General features: G+C 72.2%; 22 protein-coding genes and 1 pseudogene. 14 read left to right on the top strand and 9 right to left on the bottom strand.

Going from position 1 to position 21,241, the window contains the following annotated elements:
• Window positions 1-135: 135 nt before the first annotated feature.
• Genes ACFW3D_RS01760 through ACFW3D_RS01745 form a run of 4 tightly spaced genes read left to right on the top strand, consistent with a single transcriptional unit; the run spans window position 136 to window position 3,408 of the window.
• Window positions 136-1,149 (top strand): PhoH family protein, encoded by a 1,014-nt coding sequence (locus ACFW3D_RS01760; RefSeq protein ID WP_500500234.1) that lies wholly within the window; start codon window positions 136-138, stop codon window positions 1,147-1,149.
• Window positions 1,150-1,162: 13 nt separating this feature from the next.
• Window positions 1,163-1,660, top strand: a complete 498-nt coding sequence (ybeY, locus tag ACFW3D_RS01755; protein ID WP_361797091.1) for an rRNA maturation RNase YbeY — start codon at window positions 1,163-1,165, stop codon at window positions 1,658-1,660.
• Window positions 1,661-1,665: 5 nt separating this feature from the next.
• Window positions 1,666-3,000 carry a hemolysin family protein gene (locus ACFW3D_RS01750; RefSeq protein WP_500500230.1) on the top strand — a complete coding sequence of 445 codons (1,335 nt, stop codon included), beginning with the start codon at window positions 1,666-1,668 and terminating at the stop codon, window positions 2,998-3,000.
• 60 nt (window positions 3,001-3,060) lie between these two features.
• Entirely contained in the window at window positions 3,061-3,408 is a 348-nt protein-coding gene (locus ACFW3D_RS01745; protein WP_500500228.1) for a cytidine deaminase-like protein, read from the top strand.
• 52 nt (window positions 3,409-3,460) lie between these two features.
• Here ACFW3D_RS01745 and ACFW3D_RS01740 read toward each other — a convergent pair.
• A pseudogene (locus ACFW3D_RS01740) lies at window positions 3,461-3,736 on the bottom strand (LysR family transcriptional regulator); the annotation flags it as partial.
• Between the two features lie 232 nt (window positions 3,737-3,968).
• Between ACFW3D_RS01740 and era the strand changes: the two are divergent.
• Window positions 3,969-4,922, top strand: coding sequence for a GTPase Era (era, locus tag ACFW3D_RS01735; RefSeq protein WP_500500226.1), 954 nt, complete (start codon window positions 3,969-3,971; stop codon window positions 4,920-4,922).
• Window positions 4,923-4,985: 63 nt separating this feature from the next.
• Here the strand turns inward: era and ACFW3D_RS01730 are convergent, their stop codons facing one another.
• The gene (locus ACFW3D_RS01730; RefSeq protein WP_500500224.1) at window positions 4,986-5,252 is read right to left on the bottom strand and encodes a protealysin inhibitor emfourin; all 267 of its coding nucleotides are present in this window, start codon (window positions 5,250-5,252) and stop codon (window positions 4,986-4,988) included.
• Window positions 5,253-5,261: 9 nt separating this feature from the next.
• Complete coding sequence (locus tag ACFW3D_RS01725) at window positions 5,262-6,380, bottom strand: M4 family metallopeptidase (protein ID WP_500500221.1); 1,119 nt, start codon at window positions 6,378-6,380, stop codon at window positions 5,262-5,264.
• 306 nt (window positions 6,381-6,686) lie between these two features.
• On the opposite strand from ACFW3D_RS01725, the gene leuA reads away from it, so the two are divergent.
• The 5 genes from leuA (at window position 6,687) to ACFW3D_RS01700 (ending at window position 13,655) form a co-directional block, all read left to right on the top strand.
• Window positions 6,687-8,450, top strand: a complete 1,764-nt coding sequence (gene leuA / locus ACFW3D_RS01720; RefSeq protein WP_500500219.1) for a 2-isopropylmalate synthase — start codon at window positions 6,687-6,689, stop codon at window positions 8,448-8,450.
• 182 nt (window positions 8,451-8,632) lie between these two features.
• Window positions 8,633-9,370 carry a TerB family tellurite resistance protein gene (locus ACFW3D_RS01715; protein ID WP_500500217.1) on the top strand — a complete coding sequence of 246 codons (738 nt, stop codon included), beginning with the start codon at window positions 8,633-8,635 and terminating at the stop codon, window positions 9,368-9,370.
• Between the two features lie 163 nt (window positions 9,371-9,533).
• Window positions 9,534-11,645, top strand: coding sequence for an MMPL family transporter (locus ACFW3D_RS01710; protein ID WP_500500215.1), 2,112 nt, complete (start codon window positions 9,534-9,536; stop codon window positions 11,643-11,645).
• A gap of 43 nt (window positions 11,646-11,688) precedes the next feature.
• Window positions 11,689-12,969: a sensor histidine kinase gene (locus ACFW3D_RS01705; protein ID WP_500500213.1), complete on the top strand. Its 1,281-nt coding sequence runs from the start codon at window positions 11,689-11,691 to the stop codon at window positions 12,967-12,969.
• A gap of 50 nt (window positions 12,970-13,019) precedes the next feature.
• Entirely contained in the window at window positions 13,020-13,655 is a 636-nt protein-coding gene (locus ACFW3D_RS01700; protein WP_500500697.1) for a response regulator, read from the top strand.
• Here the strand turns inward: ACFW3D_RS01700 and ACFW3D_RS01695 are convergent.
• Complete coding sequence (locus tag ACFW3D_RS01695; protein WP_500500211.1) at window positions 13,645-13,959, bottom strand: hypothetical protein; 315 nt, start codon at window positions 13,957-13,959, stop codon at window positions 13,645-13,647. The two genes, ACFW3D_RS01700 and ACFW3D_RS01695, sit on opposite strands and share 11 nt — an antisense overlap.
• On the bottom strand, window positions 13,959-14,321 hold the full coding sequence (locus ACFW3D_RS01690; protein ID WP_500500209.1) for a DUF1304 domain-containing protein: 363 nt from the start codon (window positions 14,319-14,321) through the stop codon (window positions 13,959-13,961). The genes ACFW3D_RS01695 and ACFW3D_RS01690 overlap by 1 nt, the downstream gene beginning before the upstream one ends.
• Window positions 14,322-14,377: 56 nt before the next feature.
• Here ACFW3D_RS01690 and recO point away from each other — a divergent pair, with 56 nt between their 5' ends.
• Genes recO through ACFW3D_RS01675 form a run of 3 tightly spaced genes read left to right on the top strand, consistent with a single transcriptional unit; the run spans window position 14,378 to window position 16,450 of the window.
• Window positions 14,378-15,124 carry a DNA repair protein RecO gene (gene recO / locus ACFW3D_RS01685; RefSeq protein ID WP_319162673.1) on the top strand — a complete coding sequence of 249 codons (747 nt, stop codon included), beginning with the start codon at window positions 14,378-14,380 and terminating at the stop codon, window positions 15,122-15,124.
• Between the two features lie 60 nt (window positions 15,125-15,184).
• Window positions 15,185-16,024 carry an isoprenyl transferase gene (locus ACFW3D_RS01680; RefSeq protein ID WP_500500206.1) on the top strand — a complete coding sequence of 280 codons (840 nt, stop codon included), beginning with the start codon at window positions 15,185-15,187 and terminating at the stop codon, window positions 16,022-16,024.
• Between the two features lie 54 nt (window positions 16,025-16,078).
• The gene (locus tag ACFW3D_RS01675) at window positions 16,079-16,450 is read left to right on the top strand and encodes a hypothetical protein (protein WP_500500204.1); all 372 of its coding nucleotides are present in this window, start codon (window positions 16,079-16,081) and stop codon (window positions 16,448-16,450) included.
• Between the two features lie 11 nt (window positions 16,451-16,461).
• Here the strand turns inward: ACFW3D_RS01675 and ACFW3D_RS01670 are convergent, their stop codons facing one another.
• Genes ACFW3D_RS01670 through ACFW3D_RS01655 form a run of 4 tightly spaced genes read right to left on the bottom strand, consistent with a single transcriptional unit; the run spans window position 16,462 to window position 19,602 of the window.
• On the bottom strand, window positions 16,462-16,890 hold the full coding sequence (locus ACFW3D_RS01670; protein WP_500500202.1) for a Fur family transcriptional regulator: 429 nt from the start codon (window positions 16,888-16,890) through the stop codon (window positions 16,462-16,464).
• 51 nt (window positions 16,891-16,941) lie between these two features.
• Entirely contained in the window at window positions 16,942-17,835 is an 894-nt protein-coding gene (locus tag ACFW3D_RS01665; protein ID WP_500500200.1) for a metal ABC transporter permease, read from the bottom strand.
• A complete protein-coding gene (locus ACFW3D_RS01660; RefSeq protein WP_500500198.1) occupies window positions 17,835-18,596 on the bottom strand; it encodes a metal ABC transporter ATP-binding protein in 762 nt (253 codons plus the stop codon). Before ACFW3D_RS01660 ends, ACFW3D_RS01665 begins: the two co-directional genes overlap by 1 nt.
• Before the next feature lie 34 nt (window positions 18,597-18,630).
• Complete coding sequence (locus ACFW3D_RS01655; protein ID WP_500500196.1) at window positions 18,631-19,602, bottom strand: metal ABC transporter solute-binding protein, Zn/Mn family; 972 nt, start codon at window positions 19,600-19,602, stop codon at window positions 18,631-18,633.
• Window positions 19,603-19,784: 182 nt separating this feature from the next.
• On the opposite strand from ACFW3D_RS01655, the gene ACFW3D_RS01650 reads away from it, so the two are divergent.
• The gene (locus tag ACFW3D_RS01650; RefSeq protein ID WP_500500194.1) at window positions 19,785-21,167 is read left to right on the top strand and encodes a glycine--tRNA ligase; all 1,383 of its coding nucleotides are present in this window, start codon (window positions 19,785-19,787) and stop codon (window positions 21,165-21,167) included.
• The last annotated feature ends 74 nt before the right edge of the window (window positions 21,168-21,241 follow it).

Raw genomic sequence — 21,241 nt, 5'->3', positions numbered from 1 at the left:
CCCCAGTCCTACCCGGCGCGTGACGCAGCGTAAAACCTCTCGGCACCCCAGCCGCACCGACGTACCCTTGAACCCCAAGCCCAGTGGCATGTCGAACAGCAGAAGGCGGGATGAGCAGGCCGTCGAGCCTGGCCCATGACTCAGACACCGACAACGCAGCAACCGCGGGCGAGCGCCCACTTCGTCGTGCCGGCCAAGCACCCCATGGTGACGGTCCTGGGGTCCGGCGACTCGCTCCTGCGCGTGATAGAGCAGGCGTTCCCGGCCGTCGACATCCATGTACGAGGCAATGAGATCAGCGCGAGCGGCGAACCCGCGGACGTCGCGCTGGTCCAGCGCCTCTTCGACGAGATGATGCTGGTACTGCGCACAGGCCAGCCGATGACGGAGGACGCAGTGGAGCGGTCGATCGCCATGCTCCGCAAGGACAGCGGAGCCGACGGCCTGGAGGAGACCCCCTCCCAGGTGCTCACCCAGAACATCCTGTCCAGCCGGGGCCGCACCATCCGCCCCAAGACCCTCAACCAGAAGCGCTACGTCGACGCGATCGACAAGCACACGATCGTCTTCGGCATCGGTCCCGCCGGTACCGGCAAGACCTACCTGGCCATGGCCAAGGCCGTCCAGGCGCTGCAATCGAAGCAGGTCAACCGGATCATCCTGACCCGCCCCGCCGTCGAGGCGGGCGAGCGGCTCGGCTTCCTGCCGGGCACGCTCTACGAGAAGATCGACCCGTACCTGCGTCCGCTGTACGACGCGCTGCACGACATGATCGACCCCGACTCGATCCCCCGCCTCATGGCGAGCGGCACGATCGAGGTCGCTCCTCTGGCGTACATGCGCGGACGCACGCTCAACGACGCGTTCATCATCCTCGACGAGGCGCAGAACACCAGCGCCGAGCAGATGAAGATGTTCCTCACCCGGCTCGGCTTCGACTCCAAGATCGTCATCACCGGCGACGTCACGCAGGTCGACCTCCCCGGTGGCACGAAGAGCGGGCTGCGCCAGGTCGTGGACATCCTCGACGGCGTCGAGGACGTGCACTTCTCGCGACTGACGAGCACGGATGTCGTACGCCATAAGCTGGTCGGGCGCATCGTGGACGCCTACGAGCGCTACGACGACCTCAACGGCAACCGAAAGTAGCCACCGAAGCACTATGGCGATCGACGTCAACAACGAATCCGGCTGGGACTTCGACGAGGCGGCGGTGCTCGACATCAGCCGCTACGCACTGCAGCACATGCGCATCCACCCGCTGTCCGAGCTCTCCGTCATCGCGGTCGACGCCGACGCCATGGAGCAGCTGCACATCCAGTGGATGGACGAACCGGGCCCCACCGACGTCATGTCCTTCCCGATGGACGAACTGCGTCCCGGGAAGGACGACGAGGAGCCCCCGCAGGGCCTGCTCGGGGACATCGTGCTCTGCCCCGAGGTGGCCAAGAAGCAGGGCGACGCGGCCGTGACCAAGCACTCCATGGACGAGGAGCTGCAGCTGCTCACCGTCCACGGGGTGCTGCACCTGCTCGGTTACGACCACGAGGAGGCCGACGAGAAGGCCGAGATGTTCGGCCTGCAGAAGGCCATCCTCGACGGCTGGCGCGCCGAGCGCGGCATCGAGGGGCCGTCGCCGGCCCCGACGACCACCCACTGATCGCGATGGTGGTCTTCGCCGTCCTGCTCGTGGTGGTCGCCTGGCTGGCCGCCTGCGCCGAGGCCGGCATCGCCCGCACCTCCCGCTTCCGGGCGGAGGCCGCGGTGCGTGCCGGCCGGCGCGGCGCGGACAAGCTGCTGGCGGTCTCCTCGGACCCGACGCGGTACCTCAACGTCGCGCTGCTGGTCCGGGTGGCCTGCGAGATGGCGGCGGCGGTGCTGGTGACCGTCGTGTGCGTCCGGCACTTCGAGCGGACCTGGCAGGCGGTCCTGGTGGCGGTCGCCGTCATGATCGTGGTCTCGTACGTCGCGGTGGGCGTCTCGCCCCGCACCATCGGCCGCCAGCACCCGCTGAACACCGCCACCGCGGCGGCGTACGTACTGCTGCCGCTGGCCCGGGTCATGGGCCCGGTGCCGGCGCTGCTGATCCTCCTCGGCAACGCCCTCACCCCCGGCAAGGGCTTCCGCCAGGGCCCGTTCGCCTCCGAGGCGGAGCTGCGCGCGCTGGTGGACCTCGCCGAGAGCGAGTCCCTCATCGAGGACGAGGAGCGCCGCATGGTGCACTCCGTCTTCGAGCTCGGCGACACCCTGGTGCGCGAGGTGATGGTGCCGCGCACCGAGCTCGTCGCCATCGAGCGCTTCAAGACGATCCGCCAGGCCATGACCCTCGCCCTGCGCAGCGGTTTCTCGCGCATCCCGGTCACGGGCGAGAGCGAGGACGACATCGTCGGCATCGTCTACCTCAAGGACCTCGCCCGCCGGGTGCACATCAACCGGGACGCCGAGACCGACCCCGTCTCCTCGCTGATGCGCCCCGCCTTCTTCGTCCCCGACACCAAGAACGCCGGCGACCTGCTGCGCGAGATGCAGCGCGAGCACAACCACGTCGCCGTCGTCATCGACGAGTACGGCGGCACGGCCGGCATCGTCACCATCGAGGACATCCTGGAGGAGATCGTCGGCGAGATCACCGACGAGTACGACCGCGAGCTGCCGCCGGTCGAGGAGCTCGGCGAGGGCCGCTACCGCGTCACCTCCCGCCTCGACCTCGGCGACCTCGGCGAGCTCTACGGCGTGGACCTGGACGACGAGGACGTCGAGACCGTCGGCGGGCTGCTCGCCAAGACCCTCGGCCGGGTGCCGATCCCCGGCGCCTCCGCCGTCGTCGGGCTCCCCGAGACCGCCTCGGCCCCGGACGCGCCGGCCGCGCTGCGGCTCACCGCGGAGGCCCCGTCGGGGCGCCGCAACCGCATCGGCGCGGTCCTCGTCGAGCCGGTCGCGGCTGTCGAGGACGAGGACCCGGCCGGCCCGGAGCCGGACGGGGCGATGCACGGCGGGTAGTGCCGGCAGGCCCTCGGAGCCGTGGCGGGCCGGATGGACGGGACGGCTACGCTGACCGCCATGAGCGACGAGCTGCACCCGGAAGACCGCAAGATCATCACGCTGGCCCGTTCGACCCGGGCGCGCAACGGCGTGCCCGAGGGCGCGGCGGTCCGCGACGAGACCGGCCGCACCTATGTGGCGGGCACCGTCGCCCTGGAGTCGCTGTCGCTGAGCGCGCTGCAGACCGCGGTCGCCATGGCCGTGGCGAGCGGCGCCAGGTCGCTGGAGGCGGCGGCCGTGGTGTCCGAGGCGGACGCGGTGCCGGAGGCGGACCGCGCGGCCGTACGCGACCTGGGGGGCGCCGACACCCCCGTCCTGCTGGCCGGGCCCGACGGTGCCGTCAGGGCGACCGTCACCGCGGGCTGAACCGGCCGCGGCTGAACCGGCCGCGGCGGGGCCGTCCGGCGGGCGGCGGTCAGCGCGAAGCCGGCCCCGCCGAGCGGGCCGCGCGCAGGGCGCGCTCCCAGTCCCCGACCAGGGCGCGTGCGACGGGCAGCAGCGCCTCGCCCCGCGCGGTGAGCGCGACACCGCGCGGCCCGCGGTCGAAGAGGCTGAAGCCGAGCTGCCGTTCGAGGGCCCGGATCTGCTTGGAGAGCGCGGGCTGGGAGATGCGGAGCCGCTCGGCGGCACGCGTGAAGTGCAGCTCGTCCGCGACCGTGGAGAAGTAGCGGAGGTCACGCAGGTGGACGTCCATGGCCACCGGTCATAGCAGGGCCCGCTGGACGGTTCCCGTGCCCCCGGCGGAACGCCGGACGACGGCCCGGGAAACGTCGCCCCGGCGCGGGGACCCGCCGGAAAAGCACAGGTCAGCGCGGAGGACACGCCGCCGGCCGTCGTCCGCGCACGCGGTGGGCGGCCCCGCATCGGGCACGGGCCGTTCCGGCCGCCGCCCCGGCGCGTCAGCCGCGCCCGGTGGATCAGGGAGAATGGTCGCCATGAGCGTTCGCACCGAGACGACCCCCGCCCCCGCCCACCGGGCCGGCTTCGCCTGTTTCGTGGGCCGCCCCAACGCGGGCAAGTCCACCCTGACCAACGCTCTGGTCGGCACGAAGGTGGCCATCACCTCCAACCGGCCGCAGACCACCCGGCACACCGTGCGGGGCATCGTGCACCGCCCCGAAGCCCAGCTGGTCCTCGTCGACACGCCCGGTCTGCACAAGCCGCGCACCCTGCTCGGCGAGCGGCTCAACGACGTCGTCCGCACCACCTGGGCCGAGGTCGACGTGATCGGCTTCTGCCTGCCCGCCGACCAGAAGCTCGGCCCCGGCGACCGCTACATCGCCAAGGAACTGGCGGAGGTCCGCAAGACCCCCAAGGTGGCCATCGTCACCAAGACCGACCTGGTGGACTCCAAGCGGCTCGCCGAGCAGCTGGTGGCCATCGACCAGCTCGGCGCCGAGCTGGGCTTCGAGTGGGCCGAGATCGTCCCGGTCTCGGCGGTCGGCGACAAGCAGGTCTCCCTCCTCGCCGACCTCATCGTCCCGCTGCTGCCGGAGGGCCCGGCCCTCTACCCGGAGGGCGACCTCACCGACGAGCCCGAGCAGGTCATGGTCGCCGAGCTCATCCGGGAGGCCGCGCTCGAGGGCGTACGGGACGAGCTGCCGCACTCCATCGCGGTCGTGGTGGAGGAGATGCTGCCGCGCGAGGGCCGCCCCGCGGAGAAGCCGCTGCTGGACGTGCACGCCAACATCTACATCGAGCGCCCCAGCCAGAAGGGCATCATCATCGGCCCCAAGGGCGCCCGGCTGAAGGAGGTCGGCACCAAGTCCCGCCGCCACATCGAGGCGCTGCTCGGGACGCCGGTCTTCCTCGACCTGCACGTGAAGGTCGCCAAGGACTGGCAGCGCGACCCCAAGCAGCTGCGCAAGCTCGGCTTCTGACCCCCCGGCCCGGGGCCCGGCCCCGGGCCGAAGACCCCGTGAAAGCCGGACGGCACCGCGCGGTTAAGCGCCCTCCTTCAGCACCAGCCCGACCAGTTCGCGCTGTTCCTCCGTCAGCCACGGGTCGGCGCAGTGCATCGTGCGGCCGTCGACCGTGATCTCGTACCGGAAGCCGTCCGGTACGCCCTGCGGGGCCCCGCCCGGGTCCGCGGCGAGGACGTCGCGGGCCAGGGCGTGCAGGCGGAAGGCGTCGGGCCGGCCGGTGGTGTCCAGTACGGCCCGGCGCTCGATCCCCGCGAAACCGCCGGAGCGGATCACCTGTATGCGCATGGCGGACGTCTACCCCTGGGCGGGCGGTCGCGCACCTTCCGGGACGGGGGACTGGCGTGGCACGTCGGTGCCGTTGACGGAAGCCGGGATGCCGACCTCCGACCACGCCTTCACCGTCGCCGCGTGTTCCTCGCCCTCGCCGAAGCGCCCGGCGGCCGCGGCGACCGTCGCCTGGGCGAACTCGGCGAACGTCGCCCGCGGCGACAGCGCGCCGCCGGTGAGCACGTCGTACCAGACCAGCCCGGCCCGCTGCCAGGCGTGGCCGCCCAGTGCGGTGGCGAGCAGGTGGAACGCCCGGTTGGGGATGCCGGAGTTGATGTGCACGCCCCCGTTGTCCCGCGAGGTGCGGACGTAGGCGTCCATGTGGCCGGGCTGCGGGTCCTTGCCGAGGACGTCGTCGTCGTACGCCGTGCCGGGGGCCTTCATGGAGCGCAGCGCCACCCCCGTGACGCGCGGGGCGAGCAGCCCGGCGCCGATCAGCCAGTCGGCCTCGTCGGCGGTCTGGCCGAGCGAGTACTGCTTGATGAGGGAGCCGAAGACGTCGGACATCGACTCGTTGAGGGCGCCGGACTGGCCGAAGTAGTCGAGGTTGGCGGTGTACTGGGTGACGCCGTGGGTGAGTTCGTGGCCGATGACGTCGAGGGGGAGCGTGAAGTCGAGGAAGAGCTCCCCGTCGCCGTCCCCGAAGACCATCTGCTCGCCGTTCCAGAAGGCGTTGTTGTAGTCGCGGTCGTAGTGGACGGTGGCGTCCAGCGGCAGCCCGGCGTCGTCGATGGAACGGCGGCCGTACGCCGTCAGGTAGAGCTCGAACGTCGCCCCCAGTCCGTCGTAGGCCCGGTTGACGGTGTGGTCGGCGAGGGCCGGGTCGCCCTCGCCGCGGACCGTGCGCCCCGGCAGGTCCGTGCCGTGTTCGGCGTCGCCGATCGTGCGGCGCGGCCGGTCCGACGGCTCCGCCCCGATCACCGGGAGGGCGCCGATGACGGTGGTCAGCCGTCGGCGGGTGCGCTCCGCGGCGTCGCGTTCCAGGGTGCGGCGGGCGGGCTCGGCGAGCGCGCGGTCCTCGTTGCGGGCGACCTTGTCGAGGACGTGCGGCGGCACGATCGTGCAGAAAACAGGTGTCTGCTCCATGCAGGGCAATGTGGCACGGTGCTCACTGTCTGTCACTAGGTGTGACCATGATCCACGAAAAGGGGGGAAGATGTACGTTTTTCATGTCATCACGGGCGGTCTTGCATACTGAGAAGAACGCCGCAGCGGCTGCACCGTCCCCGGGGGCTCGGTTATGGTCGACAGCATCATGCGTTTCGGGCTGCTTCTTCTTAGCTGCCGCGGCGAGGGCCTGTAGTCCAGGTCGACTCCCTCCCCGCGGGGTTTGGCGTTGCACCAGCGCCGGTCGGCCGCCTCCACAGCCGCAACCGAGGAGCACCCCCGCAGATGTCCACCCCGAACGCCGTCGGCCGACCCACGCCCATCACCGCCGCGACCGGGCGCCAGCGCCCGACCGCGATGCCGGTCCACAAGTACAAGCCGTACGAGGCCGTGGAGATCCCGGACCGCACCTGGCCCGACCGGCGCATCACCAAGGCCCCCCGCTGGCTGTCGACCGACCTGCGCGACGGCAACCAGGCGCTGATCGACCCGATGTCGCCGGCCCGCAAGCGCGCGATGTTCGACCTGCTGGTGAAGATGGGCTACAAGGAGATCGAGGTCGGCTTCCCGGCCTCGGGCGAGACCGACTTCGCCTTCGTGCGTTCCATCATCGAGGAGGGCGCGATCCCCGATGACGTCACCATCTCCGTACTGACCCAGGCCCGCGAGGAACTGATCGAGCGGACCGTGGAGTCGCTGCGCGGCGCGGCGCGCGCGACCGTGCACCTGTACAACGCGACCGCCCCGACCTTCCGCCGGGTGGTCTTCCGCGGTTCCAAGGAGCAGATCCGGCAGATCGCCGTGGACGGCACGCGGCTGGTCATGGAGTACGCGGACAAGATCCTGGGCGACGGGACCGTCTTCGGCTACCAGTACAGCCCGGAGATCTTCACCGACACCGAGCTGGACTTCGCGCTGGAGGTATGCGAGTCGGTGATGGACGTCTGGCAGCCCGAGGAGGGCCGCGAGATCATCCTGAACCTGCCGGCCACCGTGGAGCGCTCCACGCCCTCCACCCACGCGGACCGCTTCGAGTGGATGTCGCGGAACCTGTCGCGCCGCGAGTTCGTGTGCCTGTCGGTCCACCCCCACAACGACCGCGGCACGGCCGTCGCCGCCGCGGAACTGGCGCTGATGGCGGGCGCGGACCGGATCGAGGGCTGCCTGTTCGGCCAGGGCGAGCGCACCGGCAACGTCGACCTGGTCACCCTGGGCATGAACCTGTTCAGCCAGGGCGTGGACCCGATGATCGACTTCTCGCAGATCGACGAGATCCGCCGCACCGCCGAGTACTGCAACCAGATGGAGGTCCACCCGCGCCACCCGTACGTGGGCGATCTGGTCTACACGTCCTTCTCCGGCTCCCACCAGGACGCCATCAAGAAGGGCTTCGACGCCATGGAGGCCGACGCGGCCGCCCGGGGGAAGACGGTCGACGAGATCGAGTGGGCGGTCCCGTACCTGCCGATCGACCCCAAGGACGTCGGCCGCTCCTACGAGGCCGTGATCCGCGTCAACTCGCAGTCCGGCAAGGGTGGCGTCGCGTACGTCCTGAAGAACGACCACAAGCTGGACCTGCCGCGCCGGATGCAGATCGAGTTCTCGAAGATCATCCAGGCGAAGACCGACGCCGAGGGCGGCGAGGTCACCCCGAAGGAGATCTGGGCGATCTTCGAGGACGAGTACCTGCCCACCCCGGAGAACGCCTGGGGCCGCGTCGCCCTGCGCTCGGCGCAGACCTCGACCAGCAGCGACGGCACCGACACCCTGACCGTCGAGGCGGTCGTGGACGGGACCGCGACGGTCCTGACCGGCACCGGCAACGGCCCGATCTCGGCGTTCTTCGACGCGCTGGCCTCGGTCGGGGTCGACGCCCGCCTGCTGGACTACACCGAGCACACCATGAGCGAGGGCGCCAGCGCCCAGGCCGCCTCGTACATCGAGTGCGCCATCGACGGCAAGGTCCTGTGGGGCATCGGGATCGACGCCAACACCACCCGCGCCTCGCTGAAGGCGGTCGTCTCCGCCGTCAACCGCGCGGCCCGCTAGTCACCGCGGACGGTGAACCGGCCACGGCGCCCGCCCGGGCGCCGTGGCCGATTCTTGTATTAGGCCCTCTCGTGGTACTGACTGCGCGTCGCTCATGTGGCTAACATCACGTCATTACGGCGCCGTTGCCGGAGCGTTACCCACGCGTACGGCGCGTAATGGGACGAACCGGTGTAATCGGGATGGCGGCCGGAGGGTGCGAAGTGCTCCAGATCAAGGGCTTGTGCATCTTGGGCGTGCGGACGGTCTGGCACACCGAAGGTGACGGGGAGTTCTTCTGCGCCGGCTGCGGCGGCGACCGCGGCTACCGGCGGCGCACCGGCACCCGGCGGCTGACCCTGCTGGGCCTGCCCCTCCTGCCGCGCGGCTCGGCCGGCACGGTCGTCGAGTGCGTGGTGTGCCGCGCGCACCACGGCCCGGAGGTCCTGGAGCAGCCGACCACCACCGTCTTCTCCGCCATGCTCCGCGACGCCGTCCACACCGTCGCCCTCGCCGTGCTCACCGCGGGCGGCGCGATGGGACGCGGCGCCCGCGAGGCCGCCGTCGGCGCGGTCCGCTCGGCCGGGTTCACCGACTGCACCGAGGACCAGCTGCTCGGCCTGCTCGCCGCGATCGTCGCCGACGAGGGCCGGTTCCCCGGTGCCTCCGACGCCCTGGACGCCGACGGGCTCGCGGACGCCCTCGACGGCTGCGGGAGCTGGCTGTCCATCGAGCTCCACGAGGCCCTGGAACCCCTCTCCCGCCACCTCGCCCCCCAGGGCCGCGAGCACATCCTGCTGCAGGGCGCCCACATCGCCCTCGCCGACGGTCCCTACCTGCCCGCCGAGCGCGAGGTCCTCGGTGCCGTCGGCCGCTGCCTCGGCCTGGTCGGCGAGGACACCGAACGCATCCTGGAGGCCGCGGCCCGCACGCCGTCCTGACGGTCGCCCCCTGACCACCCCCGGGCGTACTCCCCGGGGAGTAACGGGGCCCGCACCGCACCCCGGGCAGTAACGCCGGGCTCGGTCCCGGGCCCGACGAAAAGGCGCCCCCGCGCCGGAAGTCTGGAAGGGACCAGACCACCGGCCCGGAGGGAGGCCCGAGATGGGGGCCCCGACCACTGAGACCACACCGGCGGCCGTGCCGCCGCGGACGCGAGGACGGGAAAGGAGCCGGGGCGCCCGCGCGCTCCCCTGGGCGGTGCTCGCCCTGTGGATCGCCGTCCTGGCGCTGGCCGGCCCACTGGCCGGCAAGCTCGCCGACGCCCAGCAGAACCGGGCGGTGGACTACCTCCCGGTGAGCGCCGACTCCACGCAGGTCGCCCGGCTCCAGGACGCGCTGCCCGGCGGCGAGGCCACCGAACTCGTGGTCGTCTACCACCGCGACGGCGGGCTGACCGCCGCCGACCGCGACAAGGCCGCCGCCCAGATCGCCGGCATCGCGCGGGCGCACCGGCTCACCGGCGGCACGCCGCACGCCGTCCTGTCGCACGGCGACACACTGATGTACCCCGTGGCGAGCACCGGGCCGGGCCAGGACGACGCGGCCAGGAACGCCTTCGTCGCCGACGTCCGCGACCGGGCCGAGGGCGGCGACGGGCTGACCGCCCACGTGGGCGGCCCCGGCGCGCTCAACACCGACATGAAGGAGGTGTACTCCTCCCTCGACGGGCCGTTGCTGTGGACCACGGTGGCCGTCGTCGCCGTCCTGCTGATCCTCATCTACCGCAGCCCCCTGCTGTGGCTGCTGCCTCTGCTCGTCGCGGGCGTCGCCGACGCCGCCGCGATGGCCGGGGTCTACGGACTCCACCAGGCCTTCGGCATCACCGTCACCGGACAGAGCCAGGGCGTGATGACCATCCTGGTCTTCGGCGCCGGCACCGACTACGCGCTGCTGATCGTCTCCCGCTACCGCGAGGAACTCCGGCGCGTGCCACGCCCGTACGACGCCATGCGCGCCGCGCTGCGCGGCTGCGGGCCCGCGGTGCTGGCCTCCTCCGCGACGGTGGCGGCGGGCCTGCTTTGCCTGCTCGCCGCCGACCTCAACAGCAGCCGGGGCATGGGCCCGATCGCCGCGGTCGGGGTGCTGTGCGCGCTCCTGGCGATGACGACGCTGCTGCCCGCGCTGCTGGTGCTGCTGGGCCGCCGGGTCTTCTGGCCGCTCGTCCCGGCGTACGGCAGCGAAGTGCCGCGTCCGCGCGGGCTGTTCGCGGCGATGGGCGGCTCGGCGGCACGCCGTCCGCCGGCCGTGCTCACGGGTGGCGCGGTGCTGCTCGGGGCGCTCGCGCTCGGGACCCTGGCGCTGCCCGGCAGCCTGAAGAGCGACGACGCCTTCACCAGCGCCCCGGAGTCGGTCGCCGCCATGCGCATCCTCGCCGAGGCCGACCCCGGCCGCTCCGCCCAGCCGATCACGGTCATGGCGCCCACCGGCCGGGCCGACGAGGTGCTGGCCGCTGTCCGGGGCACCGAAGGCGTCGCATCCGCCGAACGCGGGCGCAGCGGCGGCGGCTGGACGGAGGTGTCGGTGACCGCGCAGGCGCCGCCCGAGTCGCCCGGCGAGACCGCGACCATCCACGCCCTGCGCGCGGAACTGGACGGCCCCTACGGCGCCCACGTCGGAGGGCCCAGTGCCCAGCAGACCGACCTGGCCGGCACCAGTTCCCGCGACCGCTGGGTCGTCGTGCCGCTCGTCCTGGCGGCCGTGCTGCTGATCCTCGTCGTGCTGCTGCGCAGCCTGGTCGCGCCGCTGCTGCTCGTGGCGGCCGTGATCGCGGTGTGGGGAGCCGCGCTGGGCATCGGCGGGCTGGTCTTCGGGCCGCTCTTCGGCTTCGAGGGCACGGACCCGGGGCTGCCGCTGCTGTCGTTCGTCTTCCTCGTGGCGCTCGGCGTCGACTACGGCATCTTCCTCATGCACCGGATGCGCGAGGAGTCGCTGGCGGGGGCCGCGCCGGCCGCCGCAGCCGTCACCGCGCTGCGCACCACGGGCGGGGTGATCGCCTCGGCCGGGCTGGTGCTGGCGGCCACGTTCTCGGTCCTGGTCAACATGCCGCTGGTGTCACTGGTGGAGATGGGCTTCGTCATCGCCGTGGGGGTCCTGCTGGACACCTTCCTCGTCCGCACCTACCTGGTGACCTCCGCGAGTGTGGCGCTGCGCGAGCGCGTCTGGTGGCCGGGCCGGCTGAGCCGGCCGCGCACGAGTCTGCGAACGGGCCCGTGAACCGGTCTGTCACGCCGCCTACCCCGTAACGGAAGATGGAGCCGTGCCGAAGCCGCCGCCCCTCCCGCCCGCCGTCCGCGCCCACCAGGACGCCGCGCTCGCCGTGGGCGTGCTCGCGCTCCAGAGCGCCATGGGCGCCCTCCTGCCGTCCGGGCAGGGGCACCGCCCGGACGCGGCGGGCTGGGCGCTGCTGGTGGTCACCGCGCTGGTGCTGGCCGCCCGGCGGCGGTGGCCGATGACCGTGATGCTCGTCATGGTCGCGGCCGTCGCCCCGTACCACGCCATGGACAACCTCCACCTGGCCGTGGTCCCGGCGAGCATGGTGGCGATCTACTCGCTCGCGGTCGCCGGGCCGCCGCCGCGGACGTACCTCACCGTGGCGGCGGTCGTCGCGATCATGGTCGGCGTGATGTCGGCGACGCCCGACCGGCACGCGGCGACCGACATGCTGCGCAGCGGCGGCTGGGTGGTGGCGGTGGCACTGACCGGCGAGGCGGTGCGGATCCACCGCAAGTACGTGGCCGCCATCGTCGGGCGCGCCGAACGCGCGGAGCGCACCCGCGAGGAGGAGGCGGCCCGCCGGGTCGCCGAGGAGCGCCTGCGGATCGCCCGCGACCTGCACGACCTGCTGGCCCACAGCATCACCGTGATCGGCGTGCAGACCTCGGTCGCCGCCCATGTGCTGCTCGCCGACCCGGACCGGCTGGACCGCACGGCCGTCGCCGGGGCCCTGGACAACATCGCGGAGACCTGCCGCGACGCCCGCACGGAACTGCGCGCCACTTTGCAGGTGCTGCGCGGCGACGACGAGCGCGGGCCGCTGCCGGGCCTCGCCGGGGTCACCGACCTGGCCCGGTCGGCGGAGGCCGCCGGGGCCCGGGTGGAACTGGCGGTGGAGCCCGGCGCCGACGGGGTGCCCCCGGCCATCGGCGCGGCGGCGTACCGGATCGTGCAGGAGGCCCTGACCAACGCGGTCCGGCACGCGGGCGGCGGCACCCGGGTCCGGGTGGGCGTCCTGCTGGACGCCGAGGCGGCGGCGCTGCGCATCGCCGTCACCGACGACGGTCCCCGCTGTACGGGGGCGGAGGCGCCCCTCCCGCCGCAGCAGGACGGCAGATGGCGTCCCTGGCGGGCCATGGTGCCGGCCAGGCCGCCTCAGGAGGAACCCGCCCCGGCCGGCTACGGCCTCATCGGCATGCGCGAGCGGGCCCGCAGCGTCGGCGGCACCCTGACGGCCGGTCCCTCCGCGGAGGGCGGCTTCGCCGTCGCGGCCGTTCTCCCGCTGGGCGGCGGCGGTGTCGTGCTCCCGGGAGGCGCGGCGTGATCCGGGTCCTGCTCGCCGACGACCAGACCCTGGTCCGCGAGGCGTTCGCGATGCTCGTCGAGTCCGCCCCCGACATGCGGGTCGTCGGGCACGCGGCCACCGGCCGGGAGGCCGTGGCGGCGGCCCGCACCGGCCGCGCCGACGTGGTGATCATGGACATCCGCATGCCGGACCTCGACGGCATCGAGGCCACCCGGCTCATCGCGGCCGACGAGGACCTGGCCGGTGTCCGGGTGCTGGTGCTCACCACGTACGACACGGACGACCACGTCCTGCCCGCACTGCGCGCCGGGGCCAGCGGCTTCCTCGTCAAGGACACTCGCCCCGCCGACCTCCTCGACGCCATCCGCACGGTCGCCTCCGGCGAGGCGCTGCTCTCGCCCGGGCCGACCGCGCGGCTCATCGCCCGGGTGCTGCGCCTGCCCGAGAGCCCGTCACCGGGCGGCCCGGCGCCGGAACGGCTCGCCGCGCTCTCCGAACGGGAGCGGCAGGTGCTCACCCTCGTCGCGCGAGGCCTGAACAACACCGAGATCGCCGAGGCGCTGGGCCTCAGCCCGCTCACCGCCAAGACGCACGTCAGCCGGATCATGGGCAAGCTCGGCGCCCGCGACCGCGCGCAGCTGGTGATCGCGGCCTACGAGTCGGGGCTGGTCGCGCCCGGCGGGACGCCGGGGCTCAGCGGCTGACCGCCCGGAGGAGGACCACGGCAGCGACGGCGAAGCAGGCGGGCATCGTCCCAAGCGTCGTGACCCGCGTCCGCGGGTCCGCGGCCGTCGCCGGTGCCCCGGTGGCGCCGTGGGCCTGCGACAGATGGGCCCGCGACAGATGAGCCGGCGCCTTGTCCTCGGCGCCGCCCCAGGTGATCGGCTCGCGCCATGCGCAGTGCCGGCACTCGAGCATCCGCCGCTGCCGGTCTGCGTAGCCGTACGGCACCTCCGGTCCGGTGCCGTCGGGGCCGGTCGCCGTGATGCGGTGGGTGACGGAGTCCATCAGCGGGCGAGCAGCACCAGGGCCAGGGCGACGAGCGCCGGCACGGTCTGCACGAACAGGATCCGGCGGCTCGCGGTCGCGGCGCCGTACAGCCCGGCGACCGCCACGCAGACCAGGAAGAACACCTTCGCCTGGAAGCCCACCGGGTCCGCGGCGAGGGCGCCCCACACCAGCCCGGCGGCGAGGAAGCCGTTGTAGAGCCCCTGGTTGGCAGCGAGAGCCTTGCTCTCCTCCGCGAACTCCGCGGTGGTGCCGAAGGCTCCCCTGGCACGGGGGGTGGTCCAAAGGAACATCTCCAGGACCAGGATGTAGACGTGGAGGGCCGCTATGAGCAGCACGGCGACGGTCGCTGTGATCGACATGGGCCGTAGCGTACGACCCGGGCCGGACCGGTCGCTCCGTACGGGAGAATGGGCGCATGAGTCTGTTCCGCGACGACGGCATCGTGCTGCGCACCCAGAAGCTGGGCGAGGCGGACCGGATCATCACCCTGCTCACCCGCCGGCACGGCCGCGTGCGGGCGGTGGCCCGCGGCGTGCGGCGCACGAAGTCCAAGTTCGGGGCGCGGCTGGAGCCCTTCTCCCACGTGGACGTGCAGCTCTTCGCGCGCGGGGGGGAACTGGTCGGCCGCGGACTGCCGCTGTGCACCCAGGGCGAGACGATCGCCCCCTACGGCAGCCGCATCGTCACCGACTACGCCCGCTACACCGCGGGCACGGCGATGCTGGAGACCGCCGAGCGCTTCACCGACCACGAGGGCGAACCGGCCGTGCAGCAGTACCTGCTGCTGGTCGGCGGCCTGCGCACGCTCGCCGGTGGTGAGCACGACCCGCGCCTGGTGCTCGATGCCTTCCTGCTGCGCTCGCTGGCGGTCAACGGTTACGCGCCGAGCTTCGGGGACTGCGCGAAGTGCGGGATGCCCGGCCCGAACCGGTTCTTTTCGGTCGCCGCGGGAGGAGTCGTATGCGGCGAGTGCCGCCCGCCCGGAAGCGTCGTACCCTCACTGGAGTCACTGGAACTCCTCGGCGCGTTGCTCGGAGGGGACTGGGAGACCGCCGACGCGTGCGAGCCGCGCCACTGCCGGGAGGGCAGCGGACTGGTCGCCGCGTATCTGCAGTGGCACCTGGAGCGCGGCTTGCGCAGTCTGCGCTTCATCGAGAAGTAGCGGTACCCGGCGGACCCTGCAGCACCAAGTCGTGAGGCACAGGAAGTGGAGAGCAAGGTCATGGCAGTACGCGGGATTCTGAGCCGTCCCCGGCGCGAGTACCGGGCTCCCGACCCGCACCCGTCCGGCGCGCAGCCCCCCAAGATCCCAGGTGAACTGGTCCCCCAGCACGTGGCCATCGTGATGGACGGCAACGGCCGCTGGGCCAAGGAGCGCGGGCTGCCCCGCACCGAGGGGCACAAGGTCGGCGAGTCCGTCGTGCTGGACGTCCTCAAGGGCTGTCTGGAGCTGGGGGTCAAGAACCTCTCCCTGTACGCCTTCTCGACCGAGAACTGGAAGCGCTCCCCCGACGAGGTCCGCTTCCTGATGAACTTCAACCGGGACGTCATCCACCGGCGCCGCGACGAGATGCACGAGATGGGCATCCGCGTCCGCTGGGCCGGGCGCATGCCCCGGCTGTGGAAGTCGGTCGTCCAGGAGCTCCAGGTCGCGGAGGAGATGACCCGCGACAACGACGCGATGACGCTGTACATGTGCGTCAACTACGGCGGCCGTGCCGAGATCGCCGACGCGGCGGCGCGCCTGGGCGAGGACATAAAGGCGGGTCGCCTCGACCCCTCCAAGGTCACCGAGAAGACCCTCGCCAAGTACATGTACCACCCGGACATGCCGGACGTGGACCTGTTCGTCCGCCCCTCCGGCGAGCAGCGCACCTCCAACTTCCTGATCTGGCAGTCCGCCTACGCCGAGATGGTCTTCCAGGACGTCCTCTGGCCGGACTTCGACCGCCGCGACCTGTGGCGCGCGTGCCTGGAGTACGCCTCCCGCGACCGCCGCTTCGGCGGCGCGATCCCCAACGAGCAGCCGCAGGGCGCGCGGAGCGGCGCGGACACCGAGTAGTCAGTGGTCACCCCGCGGTCGCCCACCGGCGACCGCGGGACACGGGGGAGGGGCATGGACGGACGGCGCGGTGGCGCGGCCCGAGCTGTGGCCGCCGGGCGCGGTTGCGGCGCGGCGGTGCTCTTCGCGGCCTGCGCCTGCCTGGTGATGCTCGGTTTCCTCGCCACGATGGAGATGGAGTCGGGTCCGGGCCTGCGCGACAACACCGCTCCCCTGGTCGTCTACCTGTGCGCGCTCGCGGCCCTGCCGGCCGCGGGCGGGGTCGCGGTGGCGGTCCGGGGCTCAAGGGCGGCGCGCGGCGCGGCCCTGTGTCTGGCCGCGCTCCTCGCGTGGCGGATGTGCACCGTCGCCCCCGCCCTGCACTGCTGGTCCCACAACAGCGTCGGCCGGGCCGGCGACGGCTCGTACCGCTGCTACGACCGCTGACCGGCGCGGGCTCAGGCCTGCGCGGCGCCGCCGCCGCAGCCGGCGCAGTCGGCGCAGGTGCCGAAGATCTCCACGGTGTGGGCGACGTCGACGAAGCCGTGCTCCCCGGCGATGGTGTCGGCCCACTTCTCGACCGCCGGACCCTCGACCTCGACGGCCTTGCCGCAGACCCGGCAGACCAGGTGGTGGTGGTGACCGCTGCTGCAGCGCCGGTAGACGGACTCGCCGTCCCCGGTGCGGAGCACGTCGATCTCGCCGGCGTCGGCGAGGGACTGCAGCGTGCGGTAGACCGTGGTGAGGCCGACCGAATCGCCCCGGTGCTTCAGGAGGTCGTGCAGCTCCTGGGCGCTGCGGAACTCGTCGGCCTCGGCGAGGGCCGCGGCGACGGCGGCACGCTGCCGTGTCGATCGTCCGCGGACGGGGGGCTTGGCGGTCGTCACCGGTGGCCTCCTACTCGGTCGGTTGGTCGGTCATTCTGCCAGGCCGGGCGCTCAGACCCGGACGTCGTCCTCGGTGGGACGCGCCGCGGGTACTTCCAGAGTGCACCGTGTTCCGTCCACCGGGGCACGGCGTGCACGCTTTTTCGCCAGCGGCGCGGCCAGCAGCGTCAGCGTGACGAAGACGCCGATGGCCAGCAGCACGATGGTCGCCCCGGAGGGCACGTCGGCGTAGTACGAGGTCACCGTCCCCGAGAAGGCGACGGCCACGCCGATCACGACCGACAGCGCGAAGGCCGTGGCGAAGCTGCGGGCGATCTGCTGCGAGGCGGCGACCGGGATCACCATCAGCGCGCTGACCAGCAGCAGTCCGACGACCCGCATGGCGACCGTGACCGTGACCGCCGCGGTGACGGCGACCAGCAGGTTGAGCAGCCGCACCGGCAGGCCGGACACCCGGGCGAACTCCTCGTCCTGGGAGACCGCGAACAGCTGCCGCCGCAGGCCCACGGTGACCAGCACCACGAAGCCGGCCAGCAGACAGATCGCGGTGATGTCCTGCGGGGAGACGGTGGTGATGGAGCCGAACAGATAGGTGAGCAGATTGGCGTTGGAGCCGTTGGGCGCGAGCGAGGTGAACAGCACGCCCGCCGCCATGCCGCCGTAGAAGAGCATGGCCAGCGCGATGTCGCCGCGCGTCCTGCCGTACCAGCGGATGAGTTCCATGACGACCGCGCCCGCGACCGCCACGGCCGTCGCCATCCACACCGGGTTGGCGCTGAGCAGGAAGCCGAGGCCGACACCGGTGAGGGCGACGTGCCCGATGCCGTCGCCCATGAGGGCCTGGCGGCGCTGGACGAGGTAGATGCCGATCGCGGGGGCGGTGATGCCGACGAGGACGGCGGCGATCAGCGCCCGCTGCATGAAGGCGTAGGAGAACAGCTCCATCAGAACAGCCCCGTCCGGATCGGCTCGGCCGCGTGGTCCGCGTGCGGGTGGACATGGTCGTGGCCGGGCAGCGCGTGCTGCCCCTGGGCCTTCGGCGGGGGCCCGTCGTGCACGACGCAGCCGTCGCGCAGCACCACCGCGCGGTCGATCAGCGGCTCGAGCGGGCCGAGTTCGTGCAGCACCAGCAGCACGGTGGTGCCCAGCGAGACCTGTTCGCGCAGCGTTCCGGCGAGCACCTCCTGGCTGGCGAGGTCGACGCCGGCCATCGGCTCGTCCATGATCAGCAGTTCGGGTTCGACGGACAGCGCGCGGGCGATGAGCACCCGCTGGTGCTGGCCGCCGGAGAGCGCCTCGACCGGGTCGCCGGCCCGGTCGGCCATCCCGACCAGCTCCAGGGCACGCTCCACCGCCCGGCGGTCCGCCTTGCGGGGCAGACCCAGCCTCGTACGGGCCAGCCGCCCGGCTGAGACGACCTCGCGCACGGTGGCGGGGACGCCGGAGGCCGCCGTGGTGCGCTGCGGCACGTAGCCGATCCGGGCCCACTCGCGGAACCGGTTCAGCGGGGTGCCGAACAGCTCCAGTCCGCCCGACGTGAGCGGCACCTGGCCGACCACGGCGCGGATCGCGGTGGACTTGCCCGAACCGTTGGCGCCGAGCACCGCGACGACCTCGCCGCGCCGCACGGTCAGGTCGACGCCGCGCAGCACCGGGCGTGGGCCGAGCGTGGCGGTGGCACCCCGCATCGCTATGACCGTGTCCATTCCGGCCTCCGTACCTGGCTCCGTCATCATCGCCTCACTTCGCGCCGAGCGCCGTGCGCAGGGCCTGAAGGTTGCTGTGCTGGACCTCGAAGTAGTCGCGGCCCGCGGACTTGTCGGTGATGCCCTCGATCGGGTCGAGCACCGCGGTCTTCAGGCCGAGGTCGCCGGCGAGGGTCCTGGCGGTCCGGTCGCTGGCCAGGGTCTCGAAGAACACGGTGCTGACGCCCTTGTCCTGGGCGAGTGTGTGCAGCGCCTTCATCCGGGCGGCGCTGGGCTCGGACTCCGGGTCGACACCGCTGATCGCCTCCTCGACCAGCCCGTAGCGCTCGGCGACGTAGCCGAAGGCGGCGTGGGTGGTGATGAAGGTGTCCGAGGTGCGGTTCTTCAGCCCGTCCTCGAAGTCGGTGTTCAGCGCGTCCAGCTTCGCCACCAGCGCGGCGGCGTTCTTCTCGTAGGCCGCGCGGTGGGCCGGGTCGGCCTTGGCGAGGGCCTTGCCGACGCCCTCGGCGACCTCGGCGTAGCGGACCGGGTCGAGCCAGATGTGCGGGTCGGCACCGGCGTCCTCGCCGTCCTCGCCGTCCTCGCCGTCCTCGTGCCCCGTGTGGTTGTCCCCGGTGGTGTGGTGGTGGCCGTCGACCTCGGTGCCGTGGTCCTCCAGCGGGGTCAGCGAGGCGGCGTCGACGGTGTTCTCCACGCCGGACTGCGCTATCGCGTCGTCGACGGCGGGCTGCAGCCCCTTGAGGTAGACGACGACGTCGGACTCGCCCAGCTCGCCGGTCTGCCGGGGGGTGAGCTCCAGGTCGTGCGGTTCGGTCCCGGGCTTGGTCAGTGCCGTCACGTCGACGTACCCGCCGCCGATCTGCTCGGCCAGGAACTGCATCGGGTAGAAGGAAGCGGTGACCCTCAGCCTGCCGTCCGCCCCGTTCGCGCCCGCGGTGGAGCAGGCGGACACGGCGACCAGGCCGGCGACGGCGGCGAGGGGGACCAGAGCGCGACCTATGTTCATGACTCCCATTTTCAACAAAACTGGAAACGATTGTCAATTGGCTTTGTGGCCGGTCCCTGTGCCCCCGGACCACGGAACCGATTTGATACGGGCCCCGCCCCCGCCGGTAATCTGAGGTATTCGCCGGACCGCACGCGCCCCGGCGGACCTCACCGACCGCTTCGTCGTCTGAAGAGAGCACCGTGGCCGCCGACAAGATCGACACCATCGTCAGCCTGAGCAAGCGCCGTGGCTTCGTTTTCCCCTGCAGCGAGATCTACGGCGGTCAGCGCGCCGCCTGGGACTACGGGCCGCTGGGCGTCGAACTGAAGGAGAACATCAAGCGCCAGTGGTGGCGTGCGATGGTCACCTCCCGGGAGGACGTGGTCGGCCTCGACTCCTCGGTGATCCTGGCCCGCGAGGTCTGGGAGGCCTCGGGTCACGTCGCCACGTTCACCGACCCGCTCACCGAGTGCACCTCCTGTCACAAGCGTTACCGCGCCGACCACCTGGAGGAGGCGTACGAGGCCAAGCACGGCCACCTGCCGGCCAACGGCCTGTCCGACCTCAACTGCCCCAACTGCGGCAACAAGGGCACCTTCACCGAGCCCAAGCAGTTCTCCGGGCTGCTCGCCACCCACCTGGGCCCGACCCAGGACTCCGGCTCGGTCGCCTACCTCCGCCCGGAGACCGCGCAGGGCATCTTCACCAACTTCTCCCAGGTGCAGACGACCTCGCGCCGCAAGCCGCCGTTCGGCATCGCCCAGACCGGCAAGTCCTTCCGCAACGAGATCACCCCCGGCAACTTCATCTTCCGGACCCGTGAGTTCGAGCAGATGGAGATGGAGTTCTTCGTCAAGCCGGGCGAGGACGAGACCTGGCACGAGTACTGGATGCAGCAGCGCTGGGACTGGTACCGGGGCCTGGGCATGCGCGAGGAGAACATGCGCTGGTACGAGCACGCGAAGGAGAAGCTGTCCCACTACTCGAAGCGCACCGTCGACATCGAGTACCGCTTCAACTTCGGCGGCACCGAGTACTCCGAGCTCGAGGGCATCGCCAACCGCACGGACTACGACCTCAAGGCCCACAGCCAGGCCAGCGGCCAGGACCTGTCGTACTTCGACCAGGAGGCCGGCGAGCGCTACTTCCCGTTCGTCATCGAGCCCGCGGCGGGTCTCAACCGCGCCATGCTCGCCTTCATGCTCGACGCGTACAACGAGGACGAGGCCCCCAACGCCAAGGGTGTGATGGAGAAGCGCACCGTCATGCGCCTCGACCCGCGCCTGGCGCCGGTCAAGGTCGCCGTCCTGCCGCTGTCGCGCAACCCGCAGCTCTCGCCGAAGGCCAAGGGCCTCGCGGCCGACCTGCGCCGCCACTGGAACATCGAGTTCGACGACGCCGGCGCCATCGGCCGCCGCTACCGCCGTCAGGACGAGATCGGCACCCCGTTCTGTGTGACCGTCGACTTCGACACCCTCGACGACAACGCGGTCACCGTGCGCGAGCGGGACACCATGAAGCAGGAGCGCGTCTCGCTGGACCAGGTCGAGGCCTACCTCGGCGGCCGGCTGCTCGGCTGCTAGGGCGACACGGCCCGGGTCCGGACCCCGACCCGGACGTACGCGAAAGGCGCCCGGCCACCCCCTCGGGGATGGCC

The organism is Streptomyces sp. NPDC058864 (genome assembly GCF_042742985.1).
Classification (GTDB): Bacteria; Actinomycetota; Actinomycetes; order Streptomycetales; family Streptomycetaceae; genus Actinacidiphila.
This window is presented reverse-complemented; position numbering and strand designations above follow the sequence as displayed.